The 11,922-nt window shown below is 62.0% G+C and carries 12 protein-coding genes; 8 read left to right on the forward strand and 4 right to left on the reverse strand.

The window, feature by feature from the left end:
* Window positions 1-55: 55 nt before the first annotated feature.
* On the forward strand, window positions 56-904 hold the full coding sequence (locus Q8L25_RS03690; RefSeq protein ID WP_308923594.1) for an MOSC N-terminal beta barrel domain-containing protein: 849 nt from the start codon (window positions 56-58) through the stop codon (window positions 902-904).
* 34 nt (window positions 905-938) lie between these two features.
* Entirely contained in the window at window positions 939-2,120 is a 1,182-nt protein-coding gene (locus Q8L25_RS03695) for a DUF484 family protein (protein ID WP_374694230.1), read from the forward strand.
* Here the strand turns inward: Q8L25_RS03695 and Q8L25_RS03700 are convergent, their stop codons facing one another.
* The gene (locus Q8L25_RS03700; RefSeq protein ID WP_308923595.1) at window positions 2,121-4,100 is read right to left on the reverse strand and encodes a cation:proton antiporter; all 1,980 of its coding nucleotides are present in this window, start codon (window positions 4,098-4,100) and stop codon (window positions 2,121-2,123) included.
* 108 nt (window positions 4,101-4,208) lie between these two features.
* Between Q8L25_RS03700 and Q8L25_RS03705 the strand changes: the two genes are divergently transcribed.
* The 6 genes from Q8L25_RS03705 to hpf all read left to right on the forward strand — a co-directional run bounded on the left by Q8L25_RS03705 (window position 4,209) and on the right by hpf (window position 9,144).
* On the forward strand, window positions 4,209-5,219 hold the full coding sequence (locus Q8L25_RS03705; protein ID WP_308923596.1) for a KpsF/GutQ family sugar-phosphate isomerase: 1,011 nt from the start codon (window positions 4,209-4,211) through the stop codon (window positions 5,217-5,219).
* 51 nt (window positions 5,220-5,270) lie between these two features.
* Entirely contained in the window at window positions 5,271-5,876 is a 606-nt protein-coding gene (lptC, locus tag Q8L25_RS03710; RefSeq protein ID WP_308923597.1) for an LPS export ABC transporter periplasmic protein LptC, read from the forward strand.
* A gap of 20 nt (window positions 5,877-5,896) precedes the next feature.
* Window positions 5,897-6,475 (forward strand): lipopolysaccharide transport periplasmic protein LptA, encoded by a 579-nt coding sequence (gene lptA, locus Q8L25_RS03715; RefSeq protein WP_308923598.1) that lies wholly within the window; start codon window positions 5,897-5,899, stop codon window positions 6,473-6,475.
* Window positions 6,475-7,233, forward strand: coding sequence for an LPS export ABC transporter ATP-binding protein (gene lptB, locus Q8L25_RS03720; protein ID WP_308923599.1), 759 nt, complete (start codon window positions 6,475-6,477; stop codon window positions 7,231-7,233). Before lptA ends, lptB begins: the two co-directional genes overlap by 1 nt.
* 4 nt (window positions 7,234-7,237) lie before the next feature.
* Window positions 7,238-8,716: an RNA polymerase factor sigma-54 gene (locus tag Q8L25_RS03725; protein ID WP_308923600.1), complete on the forward strand. Its 1,479-nt coding sequence runs from the start codon at window positions 7,238-7,240 to the stop codon at window positions 8,714-8,716.
* Between the two features lie 68 nt (window positions 8,717-8,784).
* Entirely contained in the window at window positions 8,785-9,144 is a 360-nt protein-coding gene (gene hpf / locus Q8L25_RS03730; protein WP_065310093.1) for a ribosome hibernation-promoting factor, HPF/YfiA family, read from the forward strand.
* Window positions 9,145-9,225: 81 nt separating this feature from the next.
* On the opposite strand, the gene rapZ is transcribed toward hpf, so the two are convergent.
* The 3 genes from rapZ to Q8L25_RS03745 form a co-directional block, all read right to left on the reverse strand.
* Window positions 9,226-10,089 carry an RNase adapter RapZ gene (gene rapZ / locus Q8L25_RS03735; RefSeq protein ID WP_308923601.1) on the reverse strand — a complete coding sequence of 288 codons (864 nt, stop codon included), beginning with the start codon at window positions 10,087-10,089 and terminating at the stop codon, window positions 9,226-9,228.
* A gap of 158 nt (window positions 10,090-10,247) precedes the next feature.
* Window positions 10,248-11,183 carry an HPr(Ser) kinase/phosphatase gene (gene hprK / locus Q8L25_RS03740; RefSeq protein WP_034753337.1) on the reverse strand — a complete coding sequence of 312 codons (936 nt, stop codon included), beginning with the start codon at window positions 11,181-11,183 and terminating at the stop codon, window positions 10,248-10,250.
* A gap of 36 nt (window positions 11,184-11,219) precedes the next feature.
* Window positions 11,220-11,702: a PTS sugar transporter subunit IIA gene (locus tag Q8L25_RS03745; protein WP_308923602.1), complete on the reverse strand. Its 483-nt coding sequence runs from the start codon at window positions 11,700-11,702 to the stop codon at window positions 11,220-11,222.
* Window positions 11,703-11,922: the final 220 nt, after the last annotated feature.

The following is an 11,922-nucleotide window of genomic DNA, read 5'->3' on the forward strand; positions in this document are numbered from 1 at the left end:
CATACTTCGCCCCTGAACAATGAATCGGCAGCGGCTGCGGCGCTGCCCGTGGCGCATGGCTATCCTGTCCGAGATTACCTTTTATCCGATCAAATCGTGCGCCGGCATCGCCCTGCGCAAAGCCGTGCTCACCGCCTCCGGCCTGATGAGCGAACAGGTGTATGACCGCGAGTGGATGGTGGTCGATGCCGATGGCCGCTTCCTGACCCAGCGCGAACATCCGCGCATGGCGCTGATCGTGCCCACCATCAAGGCCACTACCCTGGAACTGCGCGCGCCTGGCATGTTGCGCCTGGAAATCGAACTGGGCCTGCCGCATCCGCAGCTGGCGCCCATGCTGGAAGTCCAGTTGTGGGACGAGCAGGTACGCGCCTATGATTGCGACGAGGTGACGGCCGCCTGGTTTTCCAACGCCATCGGCGTGCCGTGCCGGCTGGCGCGCTTCCACCCGGACGTGGTGCGCACCACCGGCACCAAGTGGACCGGCGGCATTGCCGCGCCCACCCTGTTTTCCGACGGCTATCCGCTGCTGGTGGCCAGCGTGGCCTCGCTCGATGATGTGAACGAGAAACTGCATGCGGCCGGCCGCGCGCCGTTGCCGATGAACCGTTTCCGGCCCAACCTGGTACTCGACGGCATCGGCGCTTTCGAGGAAGATTACGCCGACGAGCTGCAGTTTGGCGCCACCACCCTGAAACCCGTCAAGCCTTGCCCGCGCTGCCCGATTCCATCGGTCGACCAGGCCACGGGCGTGCCGGGACCGGACCCGCTCGATGTCATGCATTATCGGGCCAAGCCCGGGCTCGACGGCGCGATCTGCTTCGGCATGAACGCCATCGTCACCAACGGCGGCGACGAACCCATCGTGGTGGGCCAGGAAGTCGGTTTCGAACTGGCGTTTTAAGCGTAGTGGCCGCACAGAAGGGTTTGAGGTTTATATGAGTCAACCGATATCGCCAGTGTCAGGCCAGCAGGGCAGCGATGCCAGGAGCCAGGCCGCTTCGCTCGCCCGCCTGGAAGCGGAAAACCAGGCCTTGCGCGCGCGCATGGCCTACTTGCTCGAGCAACTGGAACGCAATCACGACATCATGGGCCGCCACCAGGCATTCGACCTGGAAATCGTCGGCGCCGCCACCTTTCCCGAACTGATCGGCACCATTTTTCGCACCTTGCCGGTGGTGTCCGAGCTCGACGGCGTTACCCTGAGCCTGGTCGACGAGGGCGATGATATCCTGGTGGTGATGGAAAAACTGGGCGTCGATTTCAGCCTCTTTCCGCAAATGCTGTTCGTGCAACACCCTGAAGAGCTCGGTTTCATGCCGGCAGGCGAAGGCGGGCCGCCCCTGCCGCTGCTGGGGCCCTTCGATGCGGCCGTGCACGGCACGCGCTTTCCGGTCAGCGCGACCGTTGGCGAGCTGGTGCTGCGCAGCGTGGCGCTGGTGCCCTTGCTGCGCAACAAGCGGCTGATCGGCAGCCTGAACCTGGCCAGCAGCGACAGCGCGCGCTTTACGCCGGCGCTGGGCACCGATTTCGTCAAGCACATGGCGTCGATTATCGCGATCTGCCTGGAAAACGTGATCAGTAATGAAATGCTGAAATATATCGGCCTGACCGATGCGTTGACCGGCGTCTACAACCGCCGCTACATCGACCGGCGCCTGCTGGAAGAAATCGCCCGCGCGCGGCGCCAGCAATATTGCATCGCTTGCATGTACATCGATATCGACCACTTCAAGAAGGTCAACGATACCCATGGCCACCAGGGCGGCGACGAGGTGCTGCGCGAAGTGGCCGCGCGCATCCGCCAGGAATTGCGCCGCTCCGACGCGCTGGGGCGCTTCGGTGGCGAGGAATTCGTGGTGCTGCTGATCGATGCCGATCTCGACAGCGCTACTTTTGTTGCCGAGCGCATCCGTGCCAGCATCGCCGGCGTGCCGTTCGACCTGCCGGCCGCGCAAGCGTCGGTCAGCGTGTCGATCGGCGTGGCCAGCCTGCCGCCGCAATCGGACCAGTTGCCGATCGAGGTGGTGGCGCAGCAGCTGGTGGCGCACGCCGACCAGGCCCTGTACCAGGCCAAGGCGAATGGCCGCAATCTGGTGGTCAGCGCCTCGGCAAGCTGATTATTTCAGCAGCAAGGTTTCCGCTTTGGCCACGGCGTCGGCTGTGCCGCGCAGCACCACCACGTCGCCGCTGGCCAGCTGCGTCTCGGGCGTGACGGCAAGCCGGCTGCGTCCGCGGCGGATGGTGGTCACCAGCGCGCCGCAGGCCGCCATGTCGATCGTGCTCAAGGGGAAACCGATGCAGCGCGCGCCATCGCCGACGGTCACCGAATGCAGGCGTTCGAGCTCGGCGTCGTCGCCGGCGTCGCTGGCGCCGTGGAAATAGCCGCGCAGCGAGGCATAGCGCTCTTCGCGCGCCGCCTGCACCCGGTGCACCACGCGGCGCAACGGCACGCCCATCATGATCAGCGCGTGCGAGGCCAGCATCAGGCTGCCTTCCATCAGTTCCGGCACCACTTCGGTGGCGCCCGCGTCTCGCAGCAGGTCCAGGTCGCTGTCGTCGTAGCTGCGCACGATGACGGGCAGGGTCGGCGCCAGTTCATTGACCATATGCAGCAGCCGCAGGGCCGCCGGCGTGTTGGCATAGGTAATCACCACGGCGCTGGCCCGGTAAATGCCGGCCGCCACCAGGCTTTCGCGCCGTCCCGCGTCGCCGTACGACACATGGGCGCCGGCCAGCTGCGCTTCCTGCACCCGTTCCGGGTCCAGGTCCAGCGCGTGGTACTCGATCTTTTCTTCCGTCAGTAGTGTCGCCAGGCTTTGCCCGCTGCGCCCGAAGCCGGCGATCAGCACGTGTTTCTGGGCCGCCATGGTACGGGTGGCGATTTTCGTCAGCGCCAGCGACTGCATCATCCAGTCATTGGCGGCCAGCTTCATGACGATGGCGTCCGATTTCGCGATCAGCAGGGGCGCGATCAGCATCGACAGCACCATCGCCGCCAGCACCACCTGCACCACGAACGGGTCCATCAGCTTGATGCCGCCGGCCAGATTGAGCAGCACGAAGCCGAATTCGCCGGCCTGGGCCAGCCCCAGCCCGGTGCGCAGGGCCACGCCGTTGCTGGAACCAAACAACCGCGCCAGGCCGGCGATCAGGGCGAATTTCAGCAGCACGGGCGCGCCCAGCAGCAGCAGCACCAGCCACCAGTTGTCGATCACCACGCGGATATTGAGCAGCATGCCGACCGTGATGAAAAACAGGCCCAGCAGCACGTCGCGGAAAGGTTTGATATCCTCTTCCACCTGGTGCTTGAATTCGGTCTCGGAGATCAGCATGCCGGCGACAAAAGCCCCCAGGGCCAGCGACAAGCCTGCCCGTTCCGTGATCCAGGCCGCGCCTAGGGTGATCAAGAGCAGGTTGAGCATGAACAGTTCCTGCGAGCGGCGCTTGGCGACGATGGTCAGCCAGCCGCGCACCATTTTTTGCCCCAGGAACAGCAGCAGGATCAGCACCACCACGGCCTTGGCGCCGGCCCAGGCCAGCGTTTCGGCCAGGTTGTCGGAGTCTTTGGTCAGCGCGGGAATCAGGATCAGCAGCGGCACCACGGCCAGGTCCTGGAACAGCAGGATGCCGATGATCTTGCGGCCGTGTTCGCTTTCAAGCTCCAGCCGTTCTGTCAGCATTTTTGACACGATGGCCGTCGACGACATGGCCAGCGCGCCGCCCAGGGCAAACGCGGCCTGCCAGCTGAGGTGGAAGTAGGCTGACAGGTAGCGCCCGACGAACCAGCCGAAGACGACGGTGGCGACGATGGTGGTGACCACCTGCGCCATGCCGAGGCCGAAAACGATGCGCCGCATGGCAAGAAACTTGGGAAGGGAAAACTCGAGCCCGATGGAAAACATCAGGAAGACAACGCCGAATTCGGCCAGGGTATGGCTCGCTTCATTCTCGGCAGCCAGGCCCAGCGCATGGGGGCCGATGATGATGCCGACCGCCAGGTAGCCGAGCATGGGGGGCAAGTGCAACATTCTGAAAGCAACCACGCCAAGCACGGCGCTGCCGAGTAACATCAGGGTCAATTCTAGCGAGGAAAACATGGGTTGCCCGGGGTGGTCAGTGGAAATCGTTGTTTGTTGTGACTGGCAAGTTTTTTGCTTTCCTAATTCGTTTATACTTTGGGCATGAGTGTAACCCATGAAAAAACAATGCAGAAAGCTTTTGATCGAAGTGACATGAAAGCCACAAGCGAGCGCGCCGTGGCGCTGGCCCGCACCACCTTGCAGATCGAGGCGGACGCCATCGTTGCGCTGCACGCCCGCCTGGCCACCGACGACAGCGTCGGCCGCGCGGTGGCGCTGCTGCTCGAATGCAAGGGCCGCGTGGTGGTGTCCGGCATCGGCAAGTCCGGCCATATCGCGCGCAAGATCGCCGCCACCCTGGCCTCGACCGGCACGCCGGCCATGTTCGTCCATCCGGCCGAAGCGGCCCATGGCGACCTGGGCATGGTCACCTCGGACGACGCCTTTATCGCCATCTCGTATTCCGGCGAATCGGCCGAACTGATGGCCATCATGCCGGTCGTCAAGCGCATGGGCGGCGTGCTGATCGCCATGACGGGCAAGCCGCAATCGAGCCTGGCGCAACTGGCCGACGTCCACCTCGATATTTCGGTGGAAAAAGAAGCCTGTCCGCTGAACCTGGCGCCGACCGCCAGCACCACCGTCACCCTGGCGCTGGGCGACGCGCTGGCCGTGGCGCTGCTGGACCTGCGCGGCTTCAAGGAAGAAGATTTTGCCCGTTCGCATCCGGGTGGCGCGCTGGGCCGCCGCCTGCTGACGCACGTGCATGACGTGATGCGCAGCGGCGAGCGGGTACCGAAAGTGCCGGTGGACGCCTCGCTGCTGCAGGCGCTGGAAGAAATGACGAGGAAGGGCATGGGCATGACGGCCATCGTCGATGCGGATGACCGTCCGGTGGGCGTGTTTACCGATGGCGACCTGCGCCGCATGTTCGAGCGCGTGCAGGATTTCACGCAAGTGGCGATCCGCGACGTGATGCACGCGCAGCCGCGCAGCATCGCGCCCGGCCGCCTGGCCGTCGACGCGGTGGCCGTGATGGAGCAGCACCGCATCAACCAGATGCTGGTGGTCGATGCTGACGGCAAGCTGGTCGGCGCCTTGCATATCCATGACCTGACCCAGGCGAAGGTCATCTGATGCCGGTGTGCCGCTCCTGCGCGGCGGGCCTATTTTTGAGAGTGAAACACTATGCGTAAGCCAGAAGGCGCCCATCGCTGGCGCATGATTTTTACCGTGTTGGGCGCTGTCGCGGTGGCGCTGGGCAGCTTCTGGCTGCTTGAAGTGATGAACAAGAGCAGCCAGGATGTCAGTGCCGGCAAGAAATTGGACGAGCCCGATTATTTCGTCACCAATTTCAGCCTGGTGCGCATGGACCTGCAGGGCAAACCGAGCTATATCGTCTCCGGCGCCAAGCTCACGCATTACCCGGCCGACGACTCCTCCGATATCGACCAGCCTTTCGTGCGCAAGATCAGCCCGGGCGTGCCGCCCCTGAACATGACGGCCGAGCTGGCCCATATCGACCAGGGCAATACGCGGCTGCAATTGTCGCGCAATGTCGTGATCGACCGCGTGGCCGGTCCCAGGACACAGAACATGACGCTGAAAACCGAGGCGCTGACGATCTTTCCCGATGAAGAACGGATGGAGTCGGCCGTGCCGGTCGATCTGCTGTCGGGGCGTTCGCACGTGACCGGCGTGGGCCTGAAGGCCAACAATGCCTCCAGCGTGGTGGAAGTGCCGAACTCGGTGCGCATCGTGATTCCGCCGCGCAAAGCCGTGCCGGCCAAATAAATAAAGAGGACCAAATCAAAATGAAAAAAATCTTGCTGTTGAGCTTGTTTTCCCTGGCCGTGATGGGCAGCGCCCATGCCGAAAAGGCCGACTCGGACAAGGAAGCCGTCATCACCGCCCAGCGCGGCCAGGTCGATGACATCAAGCAGACCCGCACCCTGACCGGCGACGTGGTGCTGGTGAAGGGCACCCTGACCATGAAGGCGGGGCGGGCCCTGATCACCGAAGATCCGCAGGGCTACCAGTTCATCACTTTCTGGGGCGAGGCGGGCAAGCTGGCCACCTTTCGCCAGAAGCGCGACGGCGAAGGCGACCTGTGGGTGGAAGGCGAAGCGGAACGGGTGGAATACAACAACAAGACGGAAGTCGTGAAACTGTTTTCCAAGGCCAAGCTGACGCGCCTGCAAGGCGTCAAGCCGACCGACGTGGCCAACGGCGCCTTCATTTCGTATGACAGCCGCAATGAATTATTCAATATGGAAAACAGCGACAGCGGCACCAGTTCCCCCGGCGCCGGCAGCGTGCGCATGGTGATCCAGCCGAAGAACAAGCCGGCGGCGGAGAAAGCCCCCGCCGCGCCTGCGCCAGGGAAGAAATAATGGACAATAATGTACGTTGCGGCAGCACCCTGATCGTGCGGGGGCTGCAGAAAACCTATGGCAAGCGGCAAGTCGTGCATGATGTGTCGCTGCAAGTCGAATGCGGCGAAGTGGTGGGCCTGCTGGGTCCGAACGGCGCCGGCAAGACCACCTCGTTCTACATGATCGTCGGCCTGGTGCCGTCCGATGGCGGCACCATCGATATCAGCGGCGTCGACATTTCCAGCCTGCCGATCCACCGCCGCGCGCAGATGGGCCTGTCCTACCTGCCGCAGGAAGCGTCGGTGTTTCGCAAGCTGACGGTGGAAGACAATATCCGCGCCGTGCTGGAAATCCAGACAGTCGACGGCCGGCCCCTGAAAAAGGCCGAAATCGAAGAACGCCTCGACAAACTGCTGGCCGACTTGCAAATTGAAAAGCTGCGCGAAAACCAGGCGCTGTCGCTGTCGGGCGGCGAGCGGCGCCGCGTGGAAATCGCCCGCGCGCTGGCCACCGACCCGCGTTTCGTGCTGCTCGACGAACCGTTCGCCGGCGTCGATCCGATCGCCGTGATCGAAATCCAGCGCATCGTGCGGTTTTTGAAGGAACGCAATATCGGCGTGCTGATCACCGACCATAATGTGCGCGAAACGCTGGGCATCTGCGACCGCGCCTACATCATCAACCAGGGCTCGGTGCTGGCGTCGGGCCGGCCCGACGACATCATCGCCAACGAGTCGGTACGCCGGGTGTATCTGGGCGAACACTTCCGCATGTAAGCCAATGAAACAATCCCTGCAACTGCGCACCTCGCAGCACCTGGCACTGACGCCGCAATTACAGCAATCGATACGCCTGCTGCAACTGTCCACGCTGGAATTGCACCAGGAGCTGGAGCAATTGCTGACCGATAATCCCTTGCTGGAACGGCTCGACGATCCGCTCGACCGCTCGCTGCGCCTGCTGTCCGATGGCGCCCTGAGTTCGACCGCCGCCCCCGGCGAAGCGCCACCGGCGCCGCCGGGCCAGGAAGCGCCGGCGCCAGCCGCCGAAGCGGAGTCGTTTGACGGCGATGGCGGCGAGAGCACGGCCGCGTCCGAGGGCGGCGACAGCGACTGGAACGAGGCCAGCCGCGGCAAGGCGCCCGATGACGAGGATTCCCGTCCGCAACTGGAGGCCCATCACTGCACCTTGCGCGAACACCTGATGGAACAGATGCGCGTGACCGTGCTGGAGCTGCGCGACCGCGCGCTGGTGGAATTGATCATCGATGCGCTCGACGACAATGGCTACCTGGAAGAGCCGCTCGACGATATCCTGGCGCGCCTGCCGGAAGAACTGGAAGTCGATGCGGATGAGCTGCGCACGGCGCTGTCGCTGCTGCAAAGTTTCGACCCTGCCGGCGTGGGTGCGCGCAATGCGTCCGAATGCCTGGCGCTGCAGATCAAACGCTTGCCGCAGGTGGCGCTGGTGACGCGGCGCATGGCCTTGAACATCGTCGAGAAACACCTGACCTGGTTCGCCCAGCGCGACTTCAACAAGCTCAAGAAAGCCCTCGACTGCGACGATGAAGACTTGCGCGAAGCACAGACCGTGATTCGCTTGTGCAACCCGCATCCGGGCGCCGTGTTCGCTTCCGACGTGTCCGATTACGTGGTGCCGGACGTGGTGGTCAAGCGGGCCCGCAATGGCTGGCAGGTATCGCTCAACAATGACGTCATGCCGCGCCTGCGCGTGAACGCCATGTACGCCAACCTGCTCAAGCAGGGCAAGGGCGAAGGCGGCATGGGTGCGCAGTTGCAGGAAGCCAAGTGGCTGATCAAGAACATGCGCCAGCGCTTCGACACCATCCTGCGCGTGGCGCAGGCGATCGTGGAACGGCAAAAGGATTTTTTCTCGCACGGCGCAGTTGCCATGCGGCCACTTGTGCTTCGCGAAATAGCTGATACACTGGGTTTACACGAGAGTACTATCTCGCGGGTAACAACCCAAAAGTACATGCTGACCCCGCATGGAATGTTTGAGTTGAAGTATTTCTTTGGCAGCCACGTCGCCACCGAAGCAGGAGGGGAGGCGTCATCGACGGCGATACGGGCCTTGATCGTGCAATTGACAGGAGCAGAGAACCCTAAAAATCCTTTATCCGACAGTAAGATTGCGGACATGCTGGGGGAACAAGGCATGGTGATTGCGCGACGTACTGTTGCCAAATACCGGGAAGCGTTGAAAATTCCGCCAGTGAGTCTGCGTAAGTCTTTGTAGTTTTTTCGGTTCCTCTGCGGGCCGGAACGATGGACACCGCACGAACCCGATCATCTTTAGGAGTGTGTATGAATCTCACCATCAGCGGACATCATCTCGAAGTGACACCAGCCATCCGTGAATACGTACAAACCAAACTGGAGCGCGTGAAACGCCATTTCGATCACGTTATCGATATTGCCGTGATTCTGACCGTCGACAACCTCAAAGAGAAAGAAAAACGCCAGAAGGCCGAAGTGAATCTGCGACTGAGCGGCAAGACCGTCTACGTGGAAAGCCTGGCGCAAGACCTGTATGCCGCGATCGACAGCCTGATCGACAAGCTGGACCGGCAAGTGATGAAGTACAAAACCAAAGTGCAAGGGCACGGTAAAGAGGCGATCAAGCATCTGCCAGACAACACTCCTGAAGAAGCCGCCGCCGTCTAGGCCTGCCGCTCCAGATTGTTGTGATCAACTAAGGGCGCGCTGTTTGATCTTCGCGCCCTTTTTTGCGCCCATTTTTCCGGCTCAGTTACGCTCGCGGTGGCGCAGCACGACCCGTTCGCGGTCGGCAAAATACTGCGCCAGGTGTTCCGCCATATACACCGAACGGTGCTGGCCACCCGTGCAGCCGAGTGCGACCGTCAGATAGCTGCGGTTGTCGGACTTGAACGACGGCAGCCACTTTTCCACGAAATCGCGGATATCCGCAAACAGTTCCAGCGCGCTGGGCTGGGCGTCCAGAAAAGCGATCACGGGCGCATCGCGGCCATCGAGCGGCCGCAACGCCAGGTCGTAATACGGATTGGGCAGGGCCCGCACGTCGAACACGAAATCGGCATCCAGCGGCACGCCCAGCTTGAAGGCGAACGACTCGAAGAACAGGGTCAGCGGCGCGCGTTCGGAGGCGACGATATCCTTGACCCAGGCGCGCAGCTTGTTGGCGCTCAGTTCCGAAGTATCGATCACATGGCCCAGTTGCTGGATCGCCGACAGCCGCTCGCGCTCCTCCGAAATGCATTCGATCAGCGTGCGGCGGCTGGCCGGATTCTCACCTGGAAGCAACTCATGCGACAAAGGATGGCTGCGCCGCGTTTCCGAAAAGCGCGCCACCAGCGAGTGCGTGGTGGCGGTCAGAAACAGCACCTTGACATCATGCCCCTGCGCACGCAGCAGTGACACATTGTGTGGCAGGTTGGCCAGCGATTCGGCACTGCGTGCGTCGACCGCGACACCGAGCCTGCTGGTTCCTTCGTCGAGCAAGGTCTGCACCAGGCTTGGCAACAAGGCAGGCGGCAGATTGTCGACACAGTAATAACCGGTATCTTCCAGCACCTTGAGTGCGACAGATTTGCCGGAGCCGGAGATGCCGGTAAGTAGAATGATGTGCATAGGCGCGATCATACAATAAAGATTGCCTGTGCGCCCCCGCAACAAATTTCTTTGCAAATCATTGCATTTGATTATGAAGATCTGGCTGGGCAAAGTGGGGTTTGACCGCGGCTTTAATCACCACGCATTGCCTGTCTAACGGTTCGCCCTTGCAACGCCTAGTCTCCGCTCATTGCCAATCGTTGCCGCTCCATGAACTCCTGCAAGGTATCGATCCCCCTCAGCTGCAAGATGGTATTGCGCACGGCCGCTTCCAGCAGCACGGCGATATTGCGGCCGGCGGCGACGGGGATGACGACCTTGCGCACGGGCAGGCCCAGCACGTCTTCGGTGGGGAACAGGAAAGGCAGGCGCTCGACTTCCTCTTCCAGCGCGTTGCGGCGCACCAGATGCACGATCAGTTTCAAACGCATCTTGCGGCGCACGGCCGTCTCGCCAAAGATGGCCTTGATGTCGAGCAGGCCCAGGCCGCGCACTTCGAGCAGGTTCTGCAGCAGCGGCGGGCAGCGGCCTTCGATCATGTTGGGGGCGATGCGCGAGAACTCGACGGCGTCGTCGGCCACCAGGCCGTGGCTGCGTGAAATGAGTTCGAGCCCCAGCTCGCTCTTGCCCAGGCCCGAGTCGCCCGTGATCAGTACGCCCACGCCCAACACGTCCATGAATACGCCGTGCATGATGATGCGCTGTGCCAGCTTTTTCGACAGGTAGACGCGCAGGAAGTCGATCACTTGCGCGGCCGGCAGCGGAGTGGAAAACAGCGGGATATTCTGCTCGTCGCAGATGGCGAGGATGTCGGGCGGCGTTTCCAGGCCTTGCGCGATGATCAGCGCGGGCGGGCCGCCGGCGATCAGTTCGCCGATCACGTGGGTACGTGTATTGACCTTCAGGCGCTGGTAGTAATTGATTTCCTGGTGGCCAAATACCTGGATGCGGCCCGGGTGGATCAGGTTCAAGTGGCCGACTTGGTCGGCGGCCGACGAGACGTCGCCCGAGATCAGGCGCTCGCCGCCGGGAAAGCCGGCGAACCAGCCCAGTTGCAGACTTTCGCGATTGTCGTCGTACAGGCGTTGTATCGTCAGCGGCGTTTGCAACATGGCAGTTTTCTTCAGGAGTGGAGGAGTTCCTGAAGTTTAACCCGCCGCTTGCAGACTGGGTTGCCAATTGACGATGCGCGAATGCACGGATTTCGGTTCCGGATCGGTGGCCAGCGCCGTGCGGAAGGCGTCGTCGGAAAACATTTCGGCGATTTCCGACAGGATTTCCAGGTGTTGCTGGGTCACATGGTCGGGGATCAGCAGGAAAAACAGCAGGCTGACCGGCTTGCCGTCCGGCGACTCGAACGGGATCGGTTCGGCCAGGCGCACGAAGGCGCCCAGCGGCGCTTTCAAGGTCTTGGTGCCCTTGATGCGGCCATGCGGCACGGCGACGCCATGGCCGAGGCCGGTCGAGCCCAGGCGTTCACGGGCAAACAGATTGTCCGATACGGTAGAGCGGGCGATGCCGTAGTTGTTTTCGAAGATCAGGCCGGCTTGCTCGAAAGCGCGCTTTTTGCTGGAGACTTCCAGGTCCAGGAGGACGTTTTCGAGGGATAATATTTTGCTAAGATTAGTCATGACACTCAATGAAATGGTGCAATGCGCAGAGGGCTTGCGAGCCGAATTATAGGCCTGTTTGTGTGGCCTGTAACGCCAATTCTCAACAGTATATGCTCGCTGCCGGCGCAGTGGGCACTCTGGCGGGAGAAGCAAACATTTTATCAAAAAAATAACGTCAAAGGGAATTAGCTATTTCTTGATTGAAAACGAATCTCCTGCCGGTTTTTCCGTCGCCGAA

The organism is Janthinobacterium sp. J1-1, from assembly GCF_030944405.1.
Lineage (GTDB): Bacteria > Pseudomonadota > Gammaproteobacteria > Burkholderiales > Burkholderiaceae_D > Janthinobacterium.

Coding starts and splice junctions, on each gene's coding strand:
- lptA (WP_308923598.1), top strand. CDS start 5,897: ATGAAAAAAATCTTGCTGTTGAGCTTGTTTTCCCTGGCCGTGATGGGC.
- Q8L25_RS03690 (WP_308923594.1), top strand. CDS start 56: ATGGCTATCCTGTCCGAGATTACCTTTTATCCGATCAAATCGTGCGCC.
- Q8L25_RS03745 (WP_308923602.1), bottom strand. CDS start 11,702: ATGACTAATCTTAGCAAAATATTATCCCTCGAAAACGTCCTCCTGGAC.
- lptC (WP_308923597.1), top strand. CDS start 5,271: ATGCGTAAGCCAGAAGGCGCCCATCGCTGGCGCATGATTTTTACCGTG.
- hpf (WP_065310093.1), top strand. CDS start 8,785: ATGAATCTCACCATCAGCGGACATCATCTCGAAGTGACACCAGCCATC.
- hprK (WP_034753337.1), bottom strand. CDS start 11,183: ATGTTGCAAACGCCGCTGACGATACAACGCCTGTACGACGACAATCGC.
- Q8L25_RS03695 (WP_374694230.1), top strand. CDS start 939: ATGAGTCAACCGATATCGCCAGTGTCAGGCCAGCAGGGCAGCGATGCC.
- lptB (WP_308923599.1), top strand. CDS start 6,475: ATGGACAATAATGTACGTTGCGGCAGCACCCTGATCGTGCGGGGGCTG.
- Q8L25_RS03705 (WP_308923596.1), top strand. CDS start 4,209: ATGCAGAAAGCTTTTGATCGAAGTGACATGAAAGCCACAAGCGAGCGC.
- Q8L25_RS03725 (WP_308923600.1), top strand. CDS start 7,238: ATGAAACAATCCCTGCAACTGCGCACCTCGCAGCACCTGGCACTGACG.
- rapZ (WP_308923601.1), bottom strand. CDS start 10,089: ATGCACATCATTCTACTTACCGGCATCTCCGGCTCCGGCAAATCTGTC.
- Q8L25_RS03700 (WP_308923595.1), bottom strand. CDS start 4,100: ATGTTTTCCTCGCTAGAATTGACCCTGATGTTACTCGGCAGCGCCGTG.